Source organism: Geomicrobium sp. JCM 19037 (assembly GCF_000698105.1).
Lineage (GTDB): Bacteria > Bacillota > Bacilli > Bacillales > Marinococcaceae > Geomicrobium_A.
In genome coordinates this window covers 45,359-68,901 of the sequence record NZ_BAWZ01000021.1, presented here as the reverse complement: position 1 = coordinate 68,901, position 23,543 = coordinate 45,359, and the positions used below count along the sequence as shown (strand labels likewise).

The 23,543-nt window shown below is 43.6% G+C and carries 26 protein-coding genes and 5 pseudogenes; 17 read left to right on the top strand and 14 right to left on the bottom strand.

From position 1 onward, the window contains the following. Nucleotides 1-192: 192 nt before the first annotated feature. Together JCM19037_RS12965 and JCM19037_RS12960 are read right to left on the bottom strand one after the other, a co-directional pair. On the bottom strand, nucleotides 193-486 hold the full coding sequence (locus JCM19037_RS12965) for a hypothetical protein (RefSeq protein ID WP_042401746.1): 294 nt from the start codon (nucleotides 484-486) through the stop codon (nucleotides 193-195). A 139-nt stretch (nucleotides 487-625) separates the two neighbouring features. Beyond that, nucleotides 626-1,390: a metallophosphoesterase gene (locus tag JCM19037_RS12960; RefSeq protein WP_042401743.1), complete on the bottom strand. Its 765-nt coding sequence runs from the start codon at nucleotides 1,388-1,390 to the stop codon at nucleotides 626-628. A 152-nt stretch (nucleotides 1,391-1,542) separates the two neighbouring features. Here JCM19037_RS12960 and fabI point away from each other — a divergent pair, with 152 nt between their 5' ends. Next, nucleotides 1,543-2,325, top strand: coding sequence for an enoyl-ACP reductase FabI (gene fabI, locus JCM19037_RS12955; RefSeq protein ID WP_042401741.1), 783 nt, complete (start codon nucleotides 1,543-1,545; stop codon nucleotides 2,323-2,325). Nucleotides 2,326-2,398: 73 nt separating this feature from the next. Continuing rightward, complete coding sequence (locus JCM19037_RS12950; protein ID WP_042401738.1) at nucleotides 2,399-2,626, top strand: hypothetical protein; 228 nt, start codon at nucleotides 2,399-2,401, stop codon at nucleotides 2,624-2,626. Between the two features lie 205 nt (nucleotides 2,627-2,831). On the opposite strand, the gene JCM19037_RS27395 is transcribed toward JCM19037_RS12950, so the two are convergent. The 3 genes from JCM19037_RS27395 to JCM19037_RS12940 form a co-directional block, all read right to left on the bottom strand. Then, nucleotides 2,832-3,278: a hypothetical protein gene (locus JCM19037_RS27395; RefSeq protein WP_238544717.1), complete on the bottom strand. Its 447-nt coding sequence runs from the start codon at nucleotides 3,276-3,278 to the stop codon at nucleotides 2,832-2,834. Then, the gene (locus JCM19037_RS12945; protein WP_238544716.1) at nucleotides 3,254-4,048 is read right to left on the bottom strand and encodes an MFS transporter; all 795 of its coding nucleotides are present in this window, start codon (nucleotides 4,046-4,048) and stop codon (nucleotides 3,254-3,256) included. Before JCM19037_RS12945 ends, JCM19037_RS27395 begins: the two co-directional genes overlap by 25 nt. Before the next feature lie 820 nt (nucleotides 4,049-4,868). Beyond that, nucleotides 4,869-6,524: a glutathione ABC transporter substrate-binding protein gene (locus tag JCM19037_RS12940; protein WP_042401735.1), complete on the bottom strand. Its 1,656-nt coding sequence runs from the start codon at nucleotides 6,522-6,524 to the stop codon at nucleotides 4,869-4,871. A 464-nt stretch (nucleotides 6,525-6,988) separates the two neighbouring features. Here JCM19037_RS12940 and JCM19037_RS12935 point away from each other — a divergent pair. The 4 genes and pseudogenes from JCM19037_RS12935 to JCM19037_RS12920 all read left to right on the top strand — a co-directional run. After that, a pseudogene (locus tag JCM19037_RS12935) lies at nucleotides 6,989-7,825 on the top strand (ABC transporter permease); the annotation flags it as partial. Between the two features lie 11 nt (nucleotides 7,826-7,836). Continuing rightward, nucleotides 7,837-8,757 carry an ABC transporter permease gene (locus JCM19037_RS12930; RefSeq protein WP_042401732.1) on the top strand — a complete coding sequence of 307 codons (921 nt, stop codon included), beginning with the start codon at nucleotides 7,837-7,839 and terminating at the stop codon, nucleotides 8,755-8,757. A gap of 48 nt (nucleotides 8,758-8,805) precedes the next feature. Continuing rightward, nucleotides 8,806-9,849 (top strand): annotated as a pseudogene (locus JCM19037_RS12925) (ABC transporter ATP-binding protein). Beyond that, the gene (locus JCM19037_RS12920) at nucleotides 9,846-10,862 is read left to right on the top strand and encodes an ABC transporter ATP-binding protein (RefSeq protein WP_042401729.1); all 1,017 of its coding nucleotides are present in this window, start codon (nucleotides 9,846-9,848) and stop codon (nucleotides 10,860-10,862) included. The pseudogene JCM19037_RS12925 and the gene JCM19037_RS12920 overlap by 4 nt, the downstream one beginning before the upstream one ends. Nucleotides 10,863-10,904: 42 nt before the next feature. Here JCM19037_RS12920 and JCM19037_RS24415 read toward each other — a convergent pair whose 3' ends face one another. Then, nucleotides 10,905-11,009: a YjcZ family sporulation protein gene (locus JCM19037_RS24415; RefSeq protein WP_152549066.1), complete on the bottom strand. Its 105-nt coding sequence runs from the start codon at nucleotides 11,007-11,009 to the stop codon at nucleotides 10,905-10,907. 176 nt (nucleotides 11,010-11,185) lie between these two features. Here JCM19037_RS24415 and JCM19037_RS12915 point away from each other — a divergent pair, with 176 nt between their 5' ends. Next, a complete protein-coding gene (locus JCM19037_RS12915) occupies nucleotides 11,186-11,791 on the top strand; it encodes a CotO family spore coat protein (RefSeq protein WP_152549065.1) in 606 nt (201 codons plus the stop codon). A 20-nt stretch (nucleotides 11,792-11,811) separates the two neighbouring features. Here JCM19037_RS12915 and JCM19037_RS12910 read toward each other — a convergent pair whose 3' ends face one another. After that, nucleotides 11,812-12,297: a CotY/CotZ family spore coat protein gene (locus tag JCM19037_RS12910; RefSeq protein ID WP_042401724.1), complete on the bottom strand. Its 486-nt coding sequence runs from the start codon at nucleotides 12,295-12,297 to the stop codon at nucleotides 11,812-11,814. A gap of 209 nt (nucleotides 12,298-12,506) precedes the next feature. Here JCM19037_RS12910 and JCM19037_RS12905 point away from each other — a divergent pair, with 209 nt between their 5' ends. Beyond that, nucleotides 12,507-12,737, top strand: coding sequence for a hypothetical protein (locus tag JCM19037_RS12905; RefSeq protein ID WP_042401722.1), 231 nt, complete (start codon nucleotides 12,507-12,509; stop codon nucleotides 12,735-12,737). Between the two features lie 42 nt (nucleotides 12,738-12,779). Here the strand turns inward: JCM19037_RS12905 and JCM19037_RS12900 are convergent. The 3 genes and pseudogenes from JCM19037_RS12900 to JCM19037_RS23000 form a co-directional block, all read right to left on the bottom strand. Beyond that, nucleotides 12,780-13,174 (bottom strand): annotated as a pseudogene (locus tag JCM19037_RS12900) (GNAT family N-acetyltransferase). 47 nt (nucleotides 13,175-13,221) lie between these two features. Next, nucleotides 13,222-13,737: an esterase family protein gene (locus tag JCM19037_RS23005; protein WP_238544720.1), complete on the bottom strand. Its 516-nt coding sequence runs from the start codon at nucleotides 13,735-13,737 to the stop codon at nucleotides 13,222-13,224. After that, a complete protein-coding gene (locus JCM19037_RS23000; RefSeq protein ID WP_052363876.1) occupies nucleotides 13,644-13,940 on the bottom strand; it encodes a hypothetical protein in 297 nt (98 codons plus the stop codon). The genes JCM19037_RS23005 and JCM19037_RS23000 overlap by 94 nt, the downstream gene beginning before the upstream one ends. A gap of 109 nt (nucleotides 13,941-14,049) precedes the next feature. Between JCM19037_RS23000 and JCM19037_RS12890 the strand changes: the two genes are divergently transcribed. Next, complete coding sequence (locus JCM19037_RS12890; RefSeq protein ID WP_042401719.1) at nucleotides 14,050-14,610, top strand: phosphatidylglycerophosphatase A; 561 nt, start codon at nucleotides 14,050-14,052, stop codon at nucleotides 14,608-14,610. 24 nt (nucleotides 14,611-14,634) lie between these two features. Beyond that, nucleotides 14,635-14,811, top strand: a complete 177-nt coding sequence (locus tag JCM19037_RS25830; RefSeq protein ID WP_193744170.1) for a hypothetical protein — start codon at nucleotides 14,635-14,637, stop codon at nucleotides 14,809-14,811. Nucleotides 14,812-14,848: 37 nt separating this feature from the next. Here JCM19037_RS25830 and fumC read toward each other — a convergent pair whose 3' ends face one another. Beyond that, nucleotides 14,849-16,237, bottom strand: coding sequence for a class II fumarate hydratase (gene fumC / locus JCM19037_RS12885; protein ID WP_042401716.1), 1,389 nt, complete (start codon nucleotides 16,235-16,237; stop codon nucleotides 14,849-14,851). 449 nt (nucleotides 16,238-16,686) lie between these two features. Between fumC and JCM19037_RS12880 the strand changes: the two genes are divergently transcribed. Together JCM19037_RS12880 and JCM19037_RS25825 are read left to right on the top strand one after the other, a co-directional pair. Further along, nucleotides 16,687-17,241, top strand: a complete 555-nt coding sequence (locus JCM19037_RS12880) for an NADPH-dependent FMN reductase (RefSeq protein WP_042401713.1) — start codon at nucleotides 16,687-16,689, stop codon at nucleotides 17,239-17,241. A gap of 77 nt (nucleotides 17,242-17,318) precedes the next feature. Then, nucleotides 17,319-17,492, top strand: coding sequence for a hypothetical protein (locus JCM19037_RS25825; protein ID WP_193744172.1), 174 nt, complete (start codon nucleotides 17,319-17,321; stop codon nucleotides 17,490-17,492). A 36-nt stretch (nucleotides 17,493-17,528) separates the two neighbouring features. Here the strand turns inward: JCM19037_RS25825 and pdxK are convergent. Next, nucleotides 17,529-18,360: pseudogene (pdxK, locus tag JCM19037_RS12875) on the bottom strand (pyridoxine/pyridoxal/pyridoxamine kinase). A 138-nt stretch (nucleotides 18,361-18,498) separates the two neighbouring features. Between pdxK and JCM19037_RS12870 the strand changes: the two are divergent. From JCM19037_RS12870 to JCM19037_RS12860, 4 genes are all read left to right on the top strand, one after another. Then, nucleotides 18,499-18,978, top strand: a complete 480-nt coding sequence (locus tag JCM19037_RS12870) for a glutathione peroxidase (RefSeq protein ID WP_042401710.1) — start codon at nucleotides 18,499-18,501, stop codon at nucleotides 18,976-18,978. Between the two features lie 142 nt (nucleotides 18,979-19,120). Continuing rightward, nucleotides 19,121-19,369, top strand: coding sequence for a hypothetical protein (locus tag JCM19037_RS22995; protein WP_052363875.1), 249 nt, complete (start codon nucleotides 19,121-19,123; stop codon nucleotides 19,367-19,369). Nucleotides 19,370-19,380: 11 nt separating this feature from the next. Beyond that, the gene (locus JCM19037_RS22990; RefSeq protein WP_052363874.1) at nucleotides 19,381-19,740 is read left to right on the top strand and encodes an SCO family protein; all 360 of its coding nucleotides are present in this window, start codon (nucleotides 19,381-19,383) and stop codon (nucleotides 19,738-19,740) included. Nucleotides 19,741-19,968: 228 nt separating this feature from the next. After that, on the top strand, nucleotides 19,969-20,322 hold the full coding sequence (locus JCM19037_RS12860; RefSeq protein ID WP_042401707.1) for a YisL family protein: 354 nt from the start codon (nucleotides 19,969-19,971) through the stop codon (nucleotides 20,320-20,322). Between the two features lie 255 nt (nucleotides 20,323-20,577). On the opposite strand, the pseudogene fdhA reads toward JCM19037_RS12860, so the two are convergent. Together fdhA and JCM19037_RS12850 are read right to left on the bottom strand one after the other, a co-directional pair. Beyond that, a pseudogene (gene fdhA, locus JCM19037_RS12855) lies at nucleotides 20,578-21,778 on the bottom strand (formaldehyde dehydrogenase, glutathione-independent). Between the two features lie 174 nt (nucleotides 21,779-21,952). Beyond that, the gene (locus JCM19037_RS12850; RefSeq protein ID WP_042401704.1) at nucleotides 21,953-22,567 is read right to left on the bottom strand and encodes a hypothetical protein; all 615 of its coding nucleotides are present in this window, start codon (nucleotides 22,565-22,567) and stop codon (nucleotides 21,953-21,955) included. Between the two features lie 151 nt (nucleotides 22,568-22,718). Between JCM19037_RS12850 and zupT the strand changes: the two genes are divergently transcribed. Further along, on the top strand, nucleotides 22,719-23,534 hold the full coding sequence (gene zupT / locus JCM19037_RS12845) for a zinc transporter ZupT (RefSeq protein WP_042401702.1): 816 nt from the start codon (nucleotides 22,719-22,721) through the stop codon (nucleotides 23,532-23,534). Nucleotides 23,535-23,543: the final 9 nt, after the last annotated feature.

The following is a 23,543-nucleotide window of genomic DNA, read 5'->3' as shown; positions in this document are numbered from 1 at the left end:
AAACTGAGCAAAAATAGCACCGCGCTACCCCTCCAACCCAACACCCAACAGTGTAAATCAAGAAAGTGTTTCGTTCATTCCATAAAGATCGCTCAGTGTCTGGAAAAACCCATCGTATTAACGCGATCTAGATCGTTTCGGGTGTGATCTAGATCACACCTCTTTTAATATTTCCATTTAAATGACTCACAATTATGCTTCTTCAATATGGTCAAATGAAAATCGGTAAATTTCATTTCCAGCGATATCGGTAACGTAGCCTTCAATTCCTCCGCTGAGCTCATCGGCAGTCAATGGCTCACTAAGAGGGATGGTCACATTCAGTACAAATGCATTGTCTGCTCCGATTGTGAACTCCTCATTTTCTTCTAAAAGCGCATCAGCATCAATAGACTCGAGCAACGATTCGTCGGTTACATCATAATTAAAGTTGAGTGTATCTGTATCGCTAGAACCTTCATTAATCATTCTCGCATTAACGGTCATGGAGGCGGGATCGTTAACAACGTAGATCATTGATTCTTCAGGATCATGCTCACTTCAGCCTCTGAGCATCCTGCTAACACCATTAGAATCATTGCAGTAAGTAGACTGTATTTTTTTATCATCAAAATCTTATCCTTTCTTAATCCATATCGAGGGTTTCATAATCAAATTCGTGATTAAATGCATCTACTTGTAAGGGTTCATTTGATTTTTGCGTCGTGAACGTTCGTTCTGGGTAATGAAATGCGGTTAGGAAGCCGCCAAACACGCACCCAGTATCGATGTTAATTGTGCGGTTTTTCACACGTGGTTTAGGAACCGGTGTATGACCATAAATAATGATCGGGTTTATGTTGGTTTCCCGTTTTGCCCAGTCTCTTCTAACCGGTGGCTTGCCTGGTTGTTGTTGGTGGTGATCGACATCTCCATAAAGGAGAAAAGAACGCAGACGATGAGCACTTTTTCCAATATCTTGCCTGCGAATACCTGCATGGGCAGCGGCAATTTGCCCATCATTCCATACTTGGTAGAGAGGGGATTGCTCGTACAGTTGCATGAACTGTCTCCGTATTTTCGTTTGTTCTGTTTTAGGCAACTGCTCATACTCCGCAACCGTAGTTTCAAGCCCATGTCGGATCATTACGCGGTTGCCTTTCCAATATCGATACAACTTGTCACAATGATTTCCAGGGATGTAATACGCCGATTGTGTGACGTTCACGAGTTTATAAACAAGTCGAATAACGTCTAAGGAGTTTGGTCCACGATCAGTAAGGTCGCCGATAAAAACAAGTTTTCGACCGTTTGGATGTGAACCTTCCTGATAGCCCATTTGCTGTAAAAGTAGCTGTAACTCGTCAAAACACCCGTGTACATCACCGATGAAGTCCAATTTCTCTTCCATTTTCTACACCCCCGCGTATTTTTAAAATATATCAGTTTCGCCGCAGTAATTCTAGTGACCGATTCGTGATTTTTTTAGAGGAGTGTGGTATGATTATGACCAGGTACTAGAATGAAGTAGTGATCTAACGGATTGGAAAGGGGTTCACACATATGGCATTATCTTTAGAAGGTCAAACGTATGTCGTTATGGGAGTTGCAAATAAAAGAAGTATCGCTTGGGGGATTTCAAGAAGCCTCTCAGACGCAGGAGCTACGCTCGTATTTACTTATGCTGGGGATCGGTTAGAGAAGAATGTGCGGGAGCTAGCCGCGTCCATTGATCAGGAAAAATACATTTATGCTTGTGACATTACAAATGATGATGAAATTGATAAGACGTTTCAACAGATTAAAGCTGATGTTGGACCGATCCACGGTCTAGCGCATTGCATCGCGTTTGCGAAGACAGAAGACCTTGAAGGTACGTTTACTGAAACATCTCGAGAAGGCTTCTTGTTGGCTCACGACATTAGCGCCTACTCCTTAACCGCCGTCTCACACGCCATTGAAAAATATGAAATGATGCCAGAGGGCGGTTCAATCATTACGCTAACGTACCTCGGCGGTGAGAGAGTCGTGAAAAATTACAATGTGATGGGTGTCGCAAAAGCGGCTCTTGATGCAAGTGTGAAATATTTAGCAAATGATTTAGGAGCAAAACAAATACGAGTGAACGCCATTTCAGCAGGTCCGATTCGTACGCTATCTGCTAAAGGAATTGCTGGTTTCAATACTGTTTTAAAAGAAATGGAAGAAAAAGCTCCGTTAAAAAGAACGGTCACGACTGAAGAGGTAGGGAATACAGCCCTGTTTCTTATGAGTGACCTATCTAAGGGCATCACAGGTGAGGTCATTCACGTTGATGGTGGGTATCATATTATCGGAATGGGCTAGTTCTTATAAGAATGGGTGATTGTGGATATACTGTCCATACACCATCCTTATTAGAGCAAAGTGAGTGAATGCGATGTATACCGTAGTAGCTGAACGATTTATTCGTCTCGTACTAGAAGAAGAATTTCGCACATTGTCTGGCCCTGAACAAGCAGAGTTAGAAGAAAGTAAAACATTTTTACAAAACTACTTCTGGGAAAAAGAGAAGCTACAAGCAATGTCATATCTAGCCTATGCAACAAATGACAATGGTTGGCAACACGAGATTTGTGCTCAAGTTGAGCGGTTACAAGGAGAGTAAGGAGCATGTTCAAAAGCATGCTCCTTTTTTAATGCTCGGCCATTTTTCGGCGAGACGTTATGTATATTGGTGTCGTCCGGTTAAAAGATTATAGACCTTGAAAAACCGAAGGACTAGGAACTCTCATTTAGAGGCTTTTAGTCCTTCGGTTTATATTTTGGGTTGTTTTGAGGTTTGATTATTTCGTTGTAAACCCGGCTTTTTATTAAACGTTAGCTTGTTCAATGACTTGTTTATTCTGCCCCGCAACAAGGCCAAATAATGCGATGCAAGCAGAAACAAACATAAGAATGAGGTAAGGAAATGTCCACCCATTTGACCAATCAGCTAAGCTACCGAGTGCAATCGGTCCAGTCGCGGCGATCAAGTAACCGACAGATTGCGCCATTCCTGAAAGCTGAGCAGACTCGGTAATGGTTCTTGTGCGTAAAACAAAGAAGACCATGGCTAGACTAAATGTCGTTCCTGCGCCCATTCCCGTGAGAACGAGAAAAGCGAGGATCAGATAGGATGTTGTCAGCATCGTACCGAGTAATCCAGTAAATAACAGCACACCTGATAAAAAAGCAAGCGCCCGTTGATTTGCCATTTTCGCAGCGATAATCGGAACGATAAACGTTGCTGGGATTAAGCCTGCTTGGTAGATTGCCATAAACCAGCCTGCCTCGGTTGCATCAAACCTTTTACGAGCATCATATCAGGCAACCATGTAAAGATACTGTACGGGATAAACGATTGAAAGCCCATGTACAGGGTGACTGCCCAAGCGATTTTAGACTTAAATAGAGCTTGGGATGGCTGATTGTCAACACGACCTGGTACTTTCTTTTCTTCAGAAAGTATGGCTGGTAATCGTAAAAGCAATATGACGATCGCGAATACTGCCAGTATCCCCCATAACTGAAGAGCTCCTTGCCAACCAAATTGTTCTGACGTAGCAAGAGGAACGGATACACCAGATGAGAAGGCGCCAAACACATTCATTGAAACCGAATAAATACCGGTCATTAATCCGATTCGATAAGGGAAGCTCATCTTAATAAGACCTGGCATGAGCACATTTCCAACGGCAATTCCTAAGCCTAACAGAACCGTTCCAGTAAGTAGTAACGACACCGATCCGACTGATCTTACGAATATGCCTGCAGCAAGAACGAGCATCGCAAAAAGCAGTGTCATTTCCATGCCGTACTTTCTAGAAATTCTCGGAACAAATGGCGAAAAAAGCCCGAATGCGATAAGTGGAAGGGTATTTAAAAGTCCAACTGTTGAATTGGCAATGTCCAAGTCGTCTCGAATAAACGGGATGAGCGGGCCGACGGATGTCATTGGAGAACGTAATGTAGATGCAATAATTAAAATAGCAATAATTAATAAATATGTATAATAGCGACTTGATCGCGTCGTCGATTCTAGTTGCATGCGGCCACCTCCTAACCGAGTTCTATAGTGCGGAAGAAGTGTACCATAAAAGTGATGATTCATAAACTGTCGTGCTTAACGTGAATGAAGTTAACGGATGCGTACAAAACGTGCGACGGCTGTTCGGAGAACATTTTAACAAGGAAATGATGGAAGGAAGTCATTGATAAGTTGAAAGATGATAGCCGTTTGTTTACATGAAGAGGGGAGCGGCACCGATCGTTCAGCAATTTTTCTAGAGAACCAATCCTCAATAAAATGATCTACATATGTTGAACGAGAGAAATTTACTGAACGAAAGATGTCGTAAAGACTCAAGGTGTTGTGCTACATGACCGAGTTTGAGAAATGTCTTGATTGTGAGCGAGGCAAAGCGTATGAAGCTAACGTTAAAGAGATATTGGGAGAATGAAGAAGGCTTTGAAAGTAGACTGACGCACTTTCTCTTTAAAGGGCTCGATCTGCTTCCATAAAGGACGGTCAATCGATTGGAAGCAAAACGGGCCCAAAGGGGCGTAACAGAGTAATTCTGTTTCCAATTGAGGCTCTTTGGAAGCAATTTAAATACAAAAAGTGTTGTTAACTTTCATGAGCGCTTATGGTGAACTTCGACCGGTTCTCCTGCCTTGCAAAGGCGGTGGAAATCGAGCATCACCAGCGCAAATGAAAAACTCAAAAGTTTAACTTATCTAATCCTCTTTTCACATCAGCTCAAAAAACAGGTTTGCGTATGAGAGTTGAAAATACGGGTTCGAATTTCATTTAAGTAAAAACGGGGCAAGGGATATTCAATATCCCTTGCCCCGCGCGTTTCTAAACTTTAGTAGCCAACGTCTGCGCCTTCAGTAATTGTCACTTCTGAAAGGTCAAATTGACCGTTTGGTACTTGGTAGAAGTTCTCTACAGAGTCAGCTACACCAATGCGCAGTTCATCAAATGCAGTGTAAAGCATTGGCGCTTCTTCTACGAGAATTTCTTGAACTTGGCTGTATAATTCTAAACGCTCATCGTCGTCAGTTGCTTGGCGTGCTTGGTCAAGCAAGTCATCGACTTCTTCGTTCGTATAGAATGAACGGTTACCAGCATTTCCGTGTTGACTAGAGTGGAAGAGTGAATACATACCGTAATCGGCATCCCCTGTTACCGTAACCCAACCGAGGACGAACATTTCTGAATCGCCTTCACCTGTTTGGTCGAGGTAAGCACCCCACTCTACGTTTTCAAGGCTTGCTGTAACACCAATTTCACTAAGTTGATCTTGAATTAAAACTGCCGTTTGCTCACGAACTGGGTTATCCGAATTCATAAGAAGTGTGAATTCAAATCCGTCTTCCAATCCTGCTTCTTCGAGTAATTCTTGAGCTCTTTCAGGGTCATAACCGATGTCATCAATGTCAGGGTCATAACCAAACACGAGATCGTTGATCGGTCCTTTTGCAGGCTCACCATAACCTTCGTAGATACCTTCTACGAGAGCATCGTTATCAATTGCAAGAGAGATCGCTTGACGAACACGTACATCATCAAACGGTTCAACCTCTGTGTTAATTCCTACATACGTAAGGCTTAAACTTGGAACACTCACAAGACTTGCGTTATCAAAAGCGTCTACTTGATCTGCCAATGCTGGTTGAATAAGGTCAGCAACGTGCACTTCACCGTTGGAAAGACTTCCCATACGTGTGGAGTCTTCACCGATGACTTCAAAATAAACACTGTCAATATTCGCTGGCTCTCCCCAATAGTTTTCGTTGTTTAGCATGCGGAGGTTAGAGCCTTCGTTCCACTCATCAAACACAAACTGACCGGTTCCGGCTTCGCCTTCACCAACATCAAGGTTGATTTCTCCAGCGTAATCTTGTTCGATTGCTGTCTCACTGATAATACCCCCAGCGTTATGCGCTAAGTGGGAAAGAAGCGGTGCAAATGGAAATTCTGTCGTCATTTGGACAGTATACTCGTCAATGGCTTCTACGCTATCAATCATTTCAAATAGGAAGACTGAAGGTGCGGCAATGTCTGGGTCAAGCATACGGTCAAATGTCGCGACAACGTCATCTGCAGTAAGTTCTTCACCGTTGTGGAATTCAACACCTTCATGTAGAGTGAACTCAAACGTTGTTTCGTCAATTTGTTCATATTCTTCGGCAAGACCTGGAACCAATTCATACGTTTCTGGATCGAACGTCATTAACGTTTCATAAATGAGAGAACGGTACTTCGCTGATGGGTTATCATTTTGACCGTGAGGGTCAAGAGAGACGCCATCTGCAGATAATGCGATAACGAGTTCTCCACCGTCTCCGGCTGCTCCATCGTCGGAAACGTCATCATCTTCTGACACTTCAGTGTCCTCGGATATATCTCCGCCTTCAGTGTCTTCTGGTGCCTCTTCTGGATCTGTCGAACATGCAGCGAGTGCGAACGCAGCGGCAACTGTTAAACCGAATGCGCTAGACTTTTTAAACTTTTTCAATTTTTATCCCCCTTGTTGTAAGAAAACCAGTTTACGGTTACTATAAACTACGAATCAAAAACTTTCAATACTCTTTTTTGCGAAAAAATTAACAAAACGAAACAAATATTTACGATTTACAACAAATAGTTCCTGTTGTAAGCTGTTAAGTATTGATTTTTGTTATTCATCAAGAAGGAGGTTCAACCGAGACTAAGTCTAACACTAATTTGTTAGAAAAAAGCAAAAATCAATACAGAATGTCGAAATAAGCTACGAATCGTTGACGATTAGGAAGAATTTGCAACGGTTATATTGTTTTCATTTCGAACATTGATATAATAAGACGAACAGCGTAAAATGATGATTTTGAGCCACACTATACACGTGTTCATGCATCAGAACAATGAAAGAGAAGGGGTTGAGCAGTTCATGGGGTCAACCGTTAATGAGAGCACGGCCAAAGCGGAAATCGGGCGCCGGAATCACGGTTTAAGAACCTGATGAAGCAGCTGGTCCGCAACAAGTCATCGCTCGTCGGTGGGATCATCTTACTATTCTTCATTCTTATTATCATTTTAGCACCACTGTTGATGACGCATAGTTACCAATCGACAGACATCTTAAATCGATTTGCACCACCATCAGCAGACAACTGGTTCGGAACGGACCAAAACGGTCGAGATATTTTTAGCCGAATTATTTACGGTACGCACTTGACGATGTTTATCGGTGTGGTTTCTGTCTTTTTCGGTGCTGTATTCGGAATACTTTTAGGACTTGTTTCTGGGTACTACGGTCGTTGGGTAGATACGATTATCATGCGTGCAGCAGATGTTATGCTTGCATTCCCAGGGATTTTGTTAGCCCTAGCCATTGTTAGTGCATTAGGCGCAAGCATGTTTAATGTCATCATCGCCCTATCCATTTACAACATACCTGTTTTTGCCAGAATAGTTCGTGGATCTGTTCTTGAAGTAAAAGGCATTGAGTACGTCGAGGCAATTCGCGCTCTTGGGGCCAAAGATGGGAAAATCATTTTTCAACATATTTTACCGAACGTATCATCTCCAATTATTGTCCAAGCATCATTGCAAATTGCAACGTCGATTTTAAGTGCAGCCGGACTTTCCTTCCTCGGTGTCGGTGTTCAGCCGCCTGAACCGGAATGGGGAGCCATGCTTAATGATGGACGTTCATACATGTGGGAGAATCCTCATTTAACGATATTCCCAGGGATTGCCATTGTGCTTCTCGTATTGTCGTTTAACATGTTAGGTGATGGACTTCGTGATGCGTTAGACCCAAGGTCGAAAAAGTAGGAGGATTTGACATGCATATATTTATTATTCGCCGACTGCTTCAACTCATTCCGGTACTGTTAGGTGTCACCCTCGTTGCTTTTTTAATTATCCAGCTCGTACCAGGGGATGCCGCACAAGTCATGGCCGGAGAGGCTGCTTCAGAAGCTCAGCTTGAACAAATGAGAGAAAACTTAGGGTTGAATGACCCGTTAGTCGTTCAATATGGTCGATTTCTTGGAGACCTTCTATTGTTTAACTTAGGTGAGTCCGTTAGAACTGGACAACCCGTGATTGATATTATCGCCCCCCGGTTTTTCATAACGGTTGAACTCGCATTATGGGGCATGGTTGTTGCTGTAACAGCAGGTCTATTCTTCGGGATTTTATCTGCAACGTACCGCAATACATTACGTGACTACGGAACGATGGCGATTGCTGTTGTTGGTTTATCAATGCCAAACTTCTGGTTAGGTTTACTCCTCATTTATTGGTTCTCAATACAACTAGGTTGGCTGCCAACGTCAGGGTGGGGAACACCTGCACAAGTGATCATGCCGGCCATTACGATGGGTACGGCAGGAGCTGCAGTCATTGCGAGGATGACCCGATCCAGTATGCTCGAAGTCATTGATCAAGATTACGTTCGAACAGCACGTGCAAAAGGGGTTAAAGAAAACCTCGTCATCTATAAGCACGCATTCAGAAATGCAATGATTCCTGTTGTAACGGTTATTGGTTTGCAGTTTGGTTATTTCTTAAGTGGAGCTGTTCTTACAGAGAATGTATTTGCGATCAACGGGCTAGGAAGGCTGGTTGTTGACGCAATTGGGCAACGTGACTTCCCGGTCGTTCAAGGTACGGTTATCGTCCTTGCGGTAACATTCGTTTTCGTGAACTTCCTCGTTGACATTGCCTATCGTATTTTGAACAAACGAATTGAACTGAACTAAATGATCGGAAGATGATTTCCGGTTGGATATAGAAGGAGGTCATGGACATTGGCTTCAAATGAACAGACACCTGTTTTGGAAGTAGAAGGCTTGCGTACATCCTTTTTCACGCCAGATGGCGAAGTGAAAGCTGTAGATGGTGTGGACTTTAGTGTAAGTAATAATGAAACGTTAGGGATTGTTGGTGAGTCTGGTTCTGGTAAAAGCATCACGTCACTATCGGTCATGCAACTCATTCAACACCCTGGCAAGATTGTAGGTGGATCCATTCGCCTTAGTGGAGACGACCTTCTAAAGAAAACGAAGCAACAGATGGCGAAATACCGTGGAAACCGGTTATCAATGATTTTCCAAGAACCAATGACTTCATTAAATCCGGTGTTCACGGTTGGACATCAAGTATCTGAGGCCGTTCGAATTCATAAGAAGCTTGATAAGAAAGCGGCTTGGCAAGAAGCAATTCGCATGCTTACTCTCGTTGGAATTCCTGCGCCAGAAGACCGGGCGAAGCGTTATCCTCATGAATTATCAGGGGGATGAGGCAGCGTGTCATGATTGCGATTGCGCTTTCGTGTGATCCGGAGTTATTAATTGCCGATGAGCCAACGACAGCACTAGATGTGACCATTCAAGCGCAAATTCTTGAGCTAATTAAAGAGCTTCAAGAGAAGTCAGGAATGGCTGTGCTCATGATTACGCATGACCTTGGGGTTATCGCGGAAACTGCAGACAAAGTGGTCGTTATGTACGCTGGAGAAGTTGTGGAGCAAGCAGATGTAAAAACACTATTTACACGACCGCTGCATCCATACACACAAGTTGATGAATGCGATTCCTCGTCATGACATTGATTTAGATGAGTTGGAAATGATTCCAGGAACCGTACCTTCACCACAAAATATGCCGGACGGTTGCCGATTTGCTGAGCGTTGTCCTTATGCAACTGATTTTTGTATCGAAAATCACCCAGAGCTCGCATCTCCTTCAAACAATGTTGAGAGTGAAAATACGAGTGGACAAACACGCTGTTGGATCTACACTGACGAGTGGAATGGTTCAAACCCAACGAAAGGAGTTGCAACGAATCAATGACGACTCCATTATTTGAAGCGAAGAACTTGCAAAAGTATTTCCCAGTAAAAGGTGGAATTCTAAACCGTAAGATGGCTGATGTAAAAGCTGTGGATGATATTTCATTCGCCATCAATCCAGGCGAAACGTTAAGTATCGTTGGTGAGTCTGGGTGCGGGAAATCAACGACTGGCCGTGCCATCTTGCGACTAGATGACCCGACGGGTGGGGAGATTTTCTTTGATGGCGATAACTTAATGGAACTAAAGAAAAGTGATCTTAGGCAAAAACGAAAAGAAATGCAGATCATCTTTCAAGATCCATATGCGTCACTCAATCCAAGACAAAAAGTAAAACAAATTCTTGATGAAGCAATGGCAATTCAAGGAGTTGTGCCTAAAAGCGAACGTCCAGCAAGAATTCGTGAGTTAATGGAACTTGTAGGTTTAAGGCCGCAACAAGCGGAACGTTACCCTTTCCAATTTAGTGGTGGGCAACGTCAACGAATTGGTATCGCAAGAGCGCTATCGGTCGACCCGAAGCTCATTGTTTGTGATGAGGCCGTATCCGCATTGGACGTGTCGACACAGGCACAAGTGTTGAATCTTTTGAAGAAACTTCAAAACGAATTGAACCTTACGTATTTGTTTATCTCTCACGACCTTGGTGTTGTACGTCACATTTCTGATCGTGTGATCGTTATGTATCTCGGGAAGATTGTCGAGATTGCTGACAAGAAGGATCTCTTTGATCATCCTAGACATCCGTATACACGAGCATTACTTTCGGCGATTCCGATCCCTGATCCGACGAAGAAGCGAGAGCGTATCGTGCTTCAAGGAGATGTGCCGTCACCGATGAACCCGCCAAGTGGTTGCCGTTTCCATACGCGTTGCCCGTTTGCAACAGAAGTGTGTAAAACAGAAGAGCCAGAACTTCGTTCTACAGAGCTTATGAACGATAGTCACATGGCCGCTTGTCATCACATCGAAAAGATTATTGAAACACAAGAAGACACACCGGTACCACAATAAACGATAAAACAGCATCCGTTATGGATGGCTGTTTTCTTTGCATTAGCAGTATGCAGAACCAACAATAATTAAGAGAATAAAGAGCACAACTACAAATGCAAATCCGCCTAAACCTTGGTTACCGCCTTGGTGACAACAATCTGACATGTAACATTCCTCCTGGAATATAGATTCTTTAGAGAACCCTTTGCTCTCCATACTAACCTATGCAGCAGTGTATCGTTGGGTGTGAGTACGAGAGGAAAACGGGCGAATAACTAGAAGAATTTGCATAGCTTGTAGACGGCTGAATACAATGAAAACAATACAAGTTAAGGAGGCAGATGATGCGAACAAAGCGGATCATTAATCGTGTACAACCACTTTTATATATTGACAACCCTGAACATTCTTTACCTTCACAAGGAGATAATGAGTTAGAAGTATTGTATAAACGAAGAAACCAAGAGTTATTCGAGGAAGCTGAACAGGCAGAGGAACAAGAGGCAGCTCCTCAAGAAAAAGCAGAAACACCGAAGGAAACCCCAATGCAAAAGAAACGTTCTTTTGACCTGTCTAGGCATTTAGGGTTTGATTGGCAACAATCGAACAATTCTATGGAAGCGAACGAGCTTCTTCGGGACGCACTTAGTGACAAAGTAAGTACAGAGAAGACAATAGTGAGCGAACGTAAAGAGGAAAAGCCTGTACAAAAGAAAGATAAAAAACCATTTTCCGAAAAAACGGTAAAAGAAAAGGTAGATCTGTTGTTTAAAATGAGAAATTTGCAGCCGACAGTGTGTACGTGTAAAACATCACAAGAGACCTGGGTCGGCAACGTTACCGCTGTTGAAGATGAGCAGTTTACGATGCAGACCCAGCAGTTACCTTATCTTGTGACGATTAAATACGAGGACGTTGTCGACCTAACGATCGAAACGTTTGCTTAACATTTTCCAGTGCCCTCCAGTTATTGACCTGGAGGTGCGACTGGATTGTCTACCAATCCTGGGTCTACGCATTGGATTGCGCAGAAGCAGCTTAGATCTACTTCAATGCAGCAGTTTGTGCGCTCAAGAGAGACTACATCAGATAAAGACGTTGGATCGACGCAGCACGATTGTGTAAACAAGATGTCACCGATTGGGCGAAGCAAGGATAGTGTAGCACAGCAAGATTTCTCACAAATGTTCTCTACTCTGAAGAATACAGATTCGAAAACATCAGGGAAATCAGCAGTTAGACCGCCGGTAGCCCAGAATAATTCTCCGGTCTTCCCTTTTAGCATGAATGGAATTGTGTCGTTAATCCGCCCGTTTGGTTTAAGCAGATTAGAGAAACAACTATTCGCGCAGTTTCCAGTTTTTTTATCAACGGCATCTTGTGCTTCACTAATCGCAAGCACCGCATCGCATACGCAGTTGCCGGTATCAAAGTCTTTGCGACCGCAGCTCACGTTCATCACTCCTTTAGGATTTCCTTCATGTTCGCTATATCGTATGTACGTTTACCCTAAAGCGTGTGTAGTTTTATTTGAGTTCGTAAAAATCCTGATTTATCAAGGGTTAGAACGATATGTAAACAAATACGGACAAGAGGAGTAAACGACGAAGAGTTCGGGTATACAAGTTCTATAAAGGTAATCGCTATGAAGGAGGGATTGAAGTGGGATATGTTCCAGCAAACGTTAATGAGACAGCCAGCCAATACGGCAATCGGGTCCAGCGTCCATCAAATCTTATTCATGCCGCTTCGCGCGTACAGCCGGTACATCGATATGAAGTGTACCGAAAATATAAAGAACCTACCGATGATTATGCCTCTTCTTTTTATTATCGGCAACGTTCCGAACGCTTTGTCACGGGCAAAGGAAGAAGAATTGACGGTCTTGGTTAAAAAAACCGCTGTGCACGTTCGTTTGCACAGCGGTTTTACCATCTATTCTATACCTTTTTTCATGGAAACGTGAGGGATACCCGCATCAAGAAATTCTTCCTCGCTCGTTACCTTATATCCGATTTTTTCATAAAAGGGGCGTGCATGAGTTTGGGCAGAGAGAACCACTTCCTTGCCGTTTTGCGATTGTACGTATCTTCAAGCGCGCTCATGATTAAACGTCCAAGGCCTGTACCACGATAGGAGGACAGAATGCAAATACGCTCTGCTTTCCCTGTATTTTCTACCCAACGTAAACGACCCGCACCTACAGGGGTATGGTTGTCGTGAGCGAGAAAGTGGATGCTGGAATCCTCGTATTCATCCCATTCTTCTTCAACGGAGACGTGTTGTTCCTTCACAAACACCTCGTAGCGCACGTGTTGCACGCCTTTCATTTCTTCTTCTGTTTGAGCGATGGTCACTTCCATAGCTTTCTTCCTCCTTATGACCAGTGATAATCGAGTGCGTGTGGAAGTTCTGGCGCCCACGTAAACCATGTATGGTTACCCGCTTCGATCACTTTATATTGATAGTGTTTCAATGTGCCATCTAACGCTGCATGTAATTGCTCGTTCATCGTTACAAAGTCCAATATCCGTCCATCTGTTGCCTTCACTTCGTTTTCTTTGTTACCGAGGGTGTGGTACACGGTAAAGCGATGCAAATCGTCACTATTTGCAACGAGAGACAACAGTGTATCGTCTACATAAGGAGAGAACATGACTGCTCGCTGGAATGTGTCAGGTTCCTGAATGCAAGCCATTAACGTGAGCGATGCCGATAGCGAATCGCCGAGAAGTAAACGACCTTCAGCGCTGCCCAGCAGATGATATCTTTCTGAAAGAAAAGGAAGCAATTCATCTTTTAGAAAACGAATGTAGTCATCTTTTTGTTCCCCAAGCGGGGCATACCATAGGCGCCGTGTTGAAACTCTTGGGTAAGGAACGCCAACGACGATCGTGTCAGGCCAGATTCTTCCAAAATGAACGTTTCCATCTGTTGATCAATTTTTCCTAACTTAAAAAAATCTTGGCCATCTCCGGTAATGGCGATGTTGTACGCAATGTTTTCGTGATAGTTCGGTGGAATGTACAGTTGCAGATCAAGTTCTGTGTCTAAAATTGTACTTTTAAATGCAATGGTTTGAACGGATCCTTCCATCTCGTTATCTCCTTTATTACAACTAGAATCTAGACGTATTGTATCATAATCTTGTGGAGCTTGGGGGATGGCATGAATATGATAGTATATTAGCTAAGGGGGAATTCATATGGGGAAAGAGAACCAACCTGTAAAAGGGGATGTTGTTGAGAAAGCGGCACGGGAGCGTTTGGAAAACCGCGGGGTTACGGTTGAAGATATCGGTCATATTGTGTATGCTTTACAACACCCATATGCTGAAGACTTAACGATATCTGAATGTATAGACAGCGTCGATGCGGTGTTAATGAAAAGAGAAATTCAACATGCGATTCTCGTCGGTGTGGAACTTGATTGTCTGGCTGAAAAACAGCAATTGTCAGCACCGTTACAAGCGTTAGTTGAATCCGATGAAGGATTATTTGGGGTGGATGAAACGATTGCGCTCGGTTCAGTATTTGGTTTCGGTAGCATTGCTGTGACTACATTTGGTTATCTTGATAAAGAGAAGACTGGGGTTATTCGAGATTTGGATCGTGCGTCGGAACGAGTGAACACTTTTTTGGATGATCTCGTGTGTAGCATTGCCGCAAATGCATCTGCCCGACTGGCGCATCGCATTCGCGATAAGCAAGAGGGAAAAGCAAAAAAAGACATGAAGATTCGAGAAGATGAAGAGTTGATTGGTTGAAGACTTTATGAAAGGAACGTCCTGATGTATAGACCGCGTTGGATTTATTGGAAAGAGACGTATCATACGAAGTTTCAAGCGAGCTGCATAAAAGCGAAGCTTGAAGATAACTGGCACGGGGGCTATGAAGTCGGTCCGCTTGTGGAAGTCATTCGTTTAAAAAATAAAAAGTATGTCGTTCGTTACACATACGATGAATAAACCACCGAGCAAATCATTCGCTCGGTGGTTCGTTGTATCATTCGGATGGTTGAACCATTTTGGCTGGATCAACCCACTCGTGGAATTGTTCTTCGGTTAATAAGCCGCTGTTCAATGCAGCTTCTTTTAGTGTAAGTCCCTCTTGATGAGCTGTTTTCGCAATGGAAGCCGCGTTTTCATACCCAATATGAGGGTTTAGCGCTGTAACGAGCATTAGTGAGTTTTTCACGTGGTTCTCAATGTTCTCTTTCTCTGCTTCAATTCCTTCAACACAACGATCGTGGAAGGATTTCATCGCATCTGTAAGCAATTGCACGGATTGTAAGAAGTTGTAGATAATTACAGGTTTAAAGACGTTTAGCTCAAAGTTTCCTTGGCTTGCTGCAAACCCGATGGCCGCATCATTACCCATCACTTGTGTGACGACCATTGTGAGTGCTTCGCTTTGTGTAGGGTTAACCTTTCCAGGCATAATCGAACTTCCTGGCTCATTTGCAGGAATGGTTAATTCACCAATTCCTGATCTTGGACCACTTGAGAGCCAACGTACATCATTCGCAATTTTCATAAGGTCAGCAGCCAATGCTTTAATGGCACCGTGGGCATACGTCGTATCGTCATGACTTGTTAGCGCATGAAACTTGTTCGGCGCAGAACGGAATGGAAAAGATGTGAATTCGCTAATAAAAGCGGCTGTGCGCTCTCCAAACTCTGGGTGTGCATTAATCCCAGTTCCGACAGCTGTTCCGCCGATCGCAAGATCGTGGAGGTGTTGAATGCTTTCAGAAATCATCATTTCACTTTTTCTTAGCATTTCATACCAGCCGCTAAACTCTTGCCCGAGCGTAAGTGGTGTTGCATCTTGCAAATGAGTACGACCAATTTTAATGATGTCATTGAACTCTTCAGATTTCTTATTAATCGTATTTTTCAACGTTTCAAGTACGGGGAGAAGCTTTTGGTTGACATCACTTACCGCTGCAATATGCATTGCCGTTGGAAATGTATCATTGGAACTTTGGGAACGGTTCACATCGTCATTTGGATGGATCGTTGTGTCTGAACCTTTGTCTTTAAGAATTTCTGTACCCCTTCTAGCAAGTACTTCGTTCATGTTCATGTTGGATTGTGTTCCGCTTCCTGTTTGCCATACAACGAGCGGGAAATGGCTGTCCCATTTTCCTTCAAGTACTTCATCGGCTGCTTGTGCGATGGCATTTGCTCGTTCGCTATCCAGCTTGCCTAAGCTTTCGTTTGCTTTCGCTGCTGCTTTTTTTAAGATGGCAAAGCCCTGCACGACTTCTCTAGGCATATTCTCTTTGCCGATCGGAAAGTTTTGAACGCTACGCTGTGTTTGCGCGCCCCAATATTTATCGGCAGGAACTTGCATTTCACCGAGTGTATCTTTTTCAATTCGATAATCCATCTCAATCGCTCCCTGTGCATAATGAATGTAAGTAGTAAACGTTAGAATTGTTGTCTACCTTATCTATCATAAACCACTTTGTAGATGAGAAAAAGTAAGGCGGTTACAATTCTTATATTTTTTCGTAAATAATTTAAAAAAACAGGTTTGAAACATTCCGATAAAAGGTATCTATTTACCAACAGGGTAACCGGTGAAAGAACATGGAGCCGTTGCACACGTGCAGCACACGGGAGTCTACGGACGACGACCGTTAAACATAACTCCTCGTTCGCATACAGGAACTACGCCCTCCTGATCAGCCTTGGTGTGTCCCCCCTGTAACACATCGAGTCGCTGAATGCCAACCGGCCCTGCCTGCATCCCTCATCCTCTGTTGTGGCTCCGCTGTCCCCTGCGGAGCTGCTTTTTTTTTCGCAAATATATAGCAATAAGGAGAGTTCTATCATATGAAACCGTTAAATATCATTGGTATTAGTGGAAGTTTGCGATCCGCGTCACTAAATACAAAACTGCTTCGTCAAGCCATATCGAAAGAAGTTCCTGGGCTGGCAATTACCGAATACCCACTTAAGAATATCCCTTTGTTTAACGGTGATCTTGAAAATGACGGTGATCCTGAGCAGATTCGTGATTTTAAAGAAGCGATTCAAAAGAGTGACGGTGTTCTCATTGTGACACCGGAGTATCACCAGGGCATTCCTGGTGTGTTAAAAAATGCGCTAGATTGGGCGGGTAGTGATGCGAATGAGAATATGCTGAATGGGCATTTTGCGGGTGTGATTGGAGTAACCCCGACCAATAGTGGAACAGCTGGGGCGCAACAGCAGGTGATTCAAACATTAAAAGCTGCAGGTGCAACGGTTATGGAGGATCATTCATTGAAGGTAGCCAAAGCCCCAGATAAGTTTGAAACAAATGGGCAGTTAAGTGACAAGGAGACAGACGAAGCGTTACTTTCTTACTTGAACACATTTGCAGATTGGTTACGAAAGAAAATCTGACGTTTCATTAACAGCAGTTCGGGTAAATGTAGAGTAAGACCGCTTGTAGCGGCTATGAATATTGGGAGGATTACTACGTGAAGAGTAATGAACAACCGATGAATTACACCGAGCTTATGGAGAAAGCGATGCACCAGTCTCATGGGTATAGCACTGGAGAGTATCATGCAGATGTTGAGAAGATCATTGAAGTAGAGAAGAAACGCGAAGAAGAATACAACCACGTTAAACGAATAAACGAGCAATTATAAGAAAGAAGCCAGGCGGTGAGCCTGGCTTCTTTTTCGTTAGATCGATGTTGAAGTAATCGTCGTCTCGTCACCAAACGTGCGATACGCACCGTGACGCACAGCACCGACGTATTCGTTCAAGCGAATGCCGTGGCGAATCGCTGCTGAAACAAATGCTTTTGCTGTTTTAATCGCTTCATTGACTTCAGTGCCTTTCGCAAGTTCTGCGGTAATCGCTGCAGCAAATGTACAGCCCGCACCGTGGTTGTATGAAGTATCAATTTTCTCGGTTTCAAGCAATGTGAATGTCTTTCCGTCATAGACGAGGTCAACGGCAAGGTGATAATCTAACTGCTTTCCACCTTTAACGACGACGAATTGTGTACCTTTGTCGTGGATAATGCTTGCTGCTTCTTTCATTTGTTCAATCGTTGTGATCTTGTCAACTTGAGCCAGTTGTGAAGCTTCAAAAAGGTTCGGGGTTGCAACGTAAGCCTTCGGCACCAACACTTCACGTAATGCGTCGGCTGTTTCTGGGTGAAGTACCTCTCTTCGCCTTTACATACGAGAACGGGATCAACGACGGACTTCTGAACGTTGTGTTCTTCAATCTTTTTCGCTGCCAACTCAATTACGTCAACGGACCCGAGCATTCCTGTCTTCATCGCGTCGACGCCGATTGAAAAGATCGTGTCTAGTTGTGCTTCTACCGTAGACGCTGTTGTGGAAACACGTTGTGACTCCAGCCATTAGGATTCATTGCGACAATCGTCGTCAATGCATTCATTCCGTATACGCCTAGGTCTTGGAAAGTTTTCAAGTCTGCTTGTATACCTGCTCCGCCACTAGAATCCGATCCAGCGATGGTCAATGCTTTTGGTTGTGTCATAAAAATTGATTTCCTCCTTGATGAATAGACTAAAAGTATGTTCTTCTATTATAAAGTGATTTTGATCTGCTTGACAACAAATGAAGGTTGAACACGGATGAGCGCGGGTAAACATGAAGAAAGACGGGAGGATTTCCGATGAGTCAAATTTACGAGGTGTCCGTAGAGTCGTTTGTTGACGGGGAGCATAAACTAGAAAAATATCAAGGCTGTGTGTTGTTGATCGTAAATACGGCAAGTCGCTGCGGGTTTGCTCATCAATTAACGGGTTTACAAGAGTTGTATGAACGCTACAAAGACGACCAATTTCAAATTTTAGCCTTTCCGAGCAATCAATTTATGAATCAAGAGCCGCTCAATGATGAAGAGATTCCGAAAGTCTTTCAAGCAAAACACGGTGTAACTTTTCCGATTTTTAAGAAAATAGACGTTCGAGGCGCAAACATTCACCCGCTTTATGACAGGCTCACATCCGCAACGAAAGGAGTGGGCTCAAGTAAAATAAAGTGGAACTTTACGAAGTTTCTCATTGATCGACACGGCAATGTCGTTGAACGGTACGGTCCTGGAGTATCAATTGAACGAATCGAAGACGAGGTTGTAAACCTTCTAGGTTAGCGATTCCGATCGTTTCAAGAAAGATTGTAAAATATTCTTGTCCTGAATTAGACATAGTTGCCAAGCTTGTGCATATTCCTCAAAGTAGAGAAACGTCTTAAACAAGCATGAACCACAGACGAAATCTAAAGGAGGAAGGAATTTGCACAGAAAACATTGGATGTTCATTAGTGCACTCGCGCTTACGCTCGTACTCTCAGCATGTGGTTCGTCTGAACCGGAAGCGGGCGATGCTGAAGAACCAACAACAGCGACAGACGGGGGACATTTAGAACTGCATGACTTCTCGTATACGAATCAGGATAACGAGACTGTATCAAACGAAGACTTGAAAGGAAAGTACTCTCTCGTCAATATGTCTTTACGCGTTGCCCGACCGTTTGTAATTTAATGACCCCTAACATGACCGAACTTCAAGATGAATTAAATGAGCGGGAGCTAGATGTGAATTTGATTTCATTTACGGTGGACCCAGATCACGATACGCCAGAGCAGTTAAAAGCATACGGAGAGCAGTATGATGCAGATTTCTCTAATTGGGACTTTCTCACAGGCTATGACAGAATGGAAGTAGAGAATTTTGCTGCAGCATCTTTTAATAGTGTTGTTCAAGCGCACCCTGAAAACGATGATATCATTCACTCGACGCAAACATTCCTTGTCGATATGGATGGTCGTGTAATTGAAACGTATGATGGACTTGATGTCGATCATTCTCCAATTGTAAATGACCTTGAAGTATTGGTAGAACAAGAGAAATAATTACATGTTGAAGATTTGATGATATATTTTGATAAGGAATTGACCGTACTGCCTGCATCATAAGAGTGATGTGGGCAGTTCGTCTTTACGCTACATAGAAACAGCTTTTCTGTTCATCTTCTGTTCATATTTCGTTAGTAAACTAGTGATTAGAAAGGATATAAAGTGATGGATTCGGGTAATCCTGTTAGAATGAAAGAGAGTAGGATTACAGGAAGGGTGTAAAAAATGTTTGATATGTTCTTTGCTTCACATCAAGGCTCTTGGGCCTTTGTTGCGGCTCTATTTATCGTTGCGTACTTTTTGTTTACGAGTCACAAGAACAAACCTGGTAAAATTCTTCATATGATTCTTCGTCTGTTCTTTATCATTATGCTCGTGTCAGGTGTGGGTATGCTCGCTCCGATGGGCTGGCCGCTCGTTTACATTGTTAAAGGCATCTTAGCTGTCGTTATGATCGGCCTAATGGAAATGGCTCTTGGCAAAGCGAAGCGGGGAGAGAATGGTATCGGCGCCTTTATTGGTGTGATCGTACTTCTCGTTATCGTTGCGCTCATGGGCTTTAATGTCATTACGTTTTAATGAATTGTAGGACCACTGGCACGGCTAGTGGTTTTTCTAGTGGCACAAACGACTCAATTTTCTCATTTTTGTTTGAAACCTTCACTGTTTAGGTATAGACACATATGACAGAAATGAGGAGCGGTTACTTATGATCCGAACAATTCTCATGCTTATTGGACTCATCGTCGTTGTGAGTATTATTATTAGTTTGATTTAATGAAAGAAAAGCAGTAAGGGGGTCGGCTCTCCCCTTACTGCTTTTTTCTTAACGCTTTACCATCGTGAGTCAATGACGAATTTCTTGGCAGCACCTTCATCGAAATGAGCGTACCCTTTTGGCGCTTCGTCCAATGAGATGAGCTCAGCGTTTACTGCTTTGGCAATGTTCGCTTTTCCTGAAAGGATGGATTTCATTAAGCTCCGGTTGTATTGCATCGCAGGAGTTTGTCCGGTTGTAAAGGAATGAGCTTTTGCCCAACCGAGACCGAACCGAACTTTTAAAGAGCCGGTTTTCGCATCGTCGTCGACACCTCCAGGATCTTCAGTCACATATAACCCCGGAATACCAAGGCTACCCCCGGCTTGGGTAACGTCCATAATCGCATTCAGGACTGCGGCAGGTTGTTCACCCGCCTCACCGTGCCTGATGCTTCAAACCCGACCGCGTCAACTGCTGCATCCACCTCTGGTACGCCTAGAATCTGATCAATTTGTTCACCGAGACGATCATGTTCCTTTAGATTAACGGTCTCGCATCCGAAGCTACGGGCTTGTTCAAGACGCCGCTCATTCAAGTCTCCGACGATAACTGCTGATGCTCCGAGAAGTTGAGCAGAGTGAGCAGCCGCTAAACCAACAGGGCCTGCCCCGGCGATGTAGACGGTGGATCCCGTTTTGACACCTGCCGTATACGCGCCGTGAAAACCGGTTGGGAAAATATCCGTTAGCATCGTTAAATCCAAGATTTTCTCCATTGCCAGATCTTTGTCTGGGAAGACGAGTAATTGGAAATCAGCATAAGGTACCATCACGTACTCTGATTGTCCGCCAACCCATCCACCCATATCCACATAACCGTACGCAGCACCTGGCGTTCTGGATTCACATTCGTACAAATGTGGGTTTTTTGCGTCTGACACATCACACACCGACCACATGCGATGTTAAATGGCACCGAAGCAATGTCTCCTTTCTTAACAAACTCCACGTCTCTACCGACTTCAATCACTTCGCCTGTAATTTCATGACCAAGAACTAAACCTTGCGGAGCGGTTGTCCGACCGCGAACCATATGTTGGTCACTACCGCAAATGTTCGTCGTAATGACTTTCAAGATCACCCCGTGCTCACATTTACGGTTTACATTTGCTTTAGGTACACCAGGGCCATCTAGTAACACGAGATCAGGGTAGGCAATGTCTTCAACAGTAACTTCACCAGGTCCTTGGTACACGACTGCGCGATTGCTTGACATTCGAATCCCTCCAGAAAAGAATTGCCACATTCGGCTACTTGTCCAATTCCCGATCAATAGATTTTTTAATCGTAATTTTCAGATATAAATTATAAAAACCGAATTGGACTAGTACTCGTCCAATTCGGCTTGTACATCTTCCAAAGATTCATAAACCGTCACATTTCATCTTCATCAAACAACACCCAGCAGGTAACGTTCGATCTCAAAGATCTCTTCGTAATTGTGGCCATTATCTTCGGCTGATTGAGGCAAGTAGTAAACATCTAACACGTTTGGATGATCGAGTAAGTCATTAACGTCTTCTTCTGGCAAATCATCTAAGCTATCAGTTTCATCATAAACATAGCCGATGTTGACTCCAGGCTCTGAAGGCGTATATTCCGCAATAATTTCCTCTGCTGTCACAGGATCTACGACAACGTAGTCGAGCTCAATTGGCCCTTCAATATCATCGAATTCTGCCATGTCAAAATCAAACCGTAACCGTTCTCCTTCTTCAATATCTGGATCTTCAATTACTGATCCATTACGGTCAATCACATCGAGCTCATCCGTCCGAACGACATCCATTGAGCGAAGCATCATATCCGTAAATTCGTAACCTTCCTCAAGAGCATGAGCTTGATGAGCTGGGGACATATTCAGTGTAATCGTTTCATCTGTTATGCCTAAAACATAACCTTCAGTAAGGTCATCAACATTGCCAATATGAATTTGATCTCCACTGTTTTGTGATGGATTCGTCCCGCAAGACGCAAGCATAAGGCGGGTAAAATGAACAACCATGTTTTCTTCATCGTATTCTCCTTATTGGACGTTCGTCTTTTTATTTTAGTCGCGGTTGCGAGAAAATCGTTACACGCGCTTTCTTGCTCATGAACGGTAAATCCCTACATATATATAGGACAACCAGCGAAGTGTAAAAGGGGTGTGGGTTGTGAGTGAAGAAGTGTGGCTAGCGTTTCTACTAACGTTGTTTGCAGGTCTTTCTACAGGCATTGGTAGTTTTATTGCATTCTTTACTTCAACCACAAATACGAAGTTTTTGTCTTGGGCATTAGGATTTTCAGCAGGTGTGATGATTTATGTATCATTTATGGAGATTATACCAAAAGCTCATGAAGCGATGACGGCGAGTACGACTGGAGACACAGGTAGTTGGCTCACTGCCGGTGGTTTTTTTGCCGGCATACTCATGATTGCGATCATTGACCGGTGTGTGCCTGACGAGAAGAATCCTCATGAAGTTAAAAAGGTCGAGGAGATGAGGGCGCCGAGGGCACGTGTGTTGCGGGATAATCCAGAACTTTTGAAAATGGGGACGTTAACCGCATTAGCGATCGCGATTCATAACTTCCCTGAAGGCATCGCTACGTTCGCCTCTGCTGTGCATGATCCATCACTCGGGGTTGCGATTGCAATTGCCGTCGCCATCCATAACATTCCAGAAGGAATTGCTGTAAGTGTACCGGTCTACTATGCAACTGGCAGTCGTTGGCAAGCGTTTAAGTTATCGTTCATGTCAGGGCTAGCAGAGCCTTTAGGGGCCGTCGTTGCCTTTTTGTTTCTCATGCCGTATTTGAATGAGATGTCATTTGGATTCGTATTTGCTTCAGTTGCTGGCATTATGGTTTTTATTTCCTTAGATGAGCTATTACCAGCTGCAAGAAAATACGATGACGGTCACATGACCATATACGGTGTAGTACTCGGTATGGCCGTCATGGCAACCAGTTTGATTTTGTTTCTATGAGATAAGCCA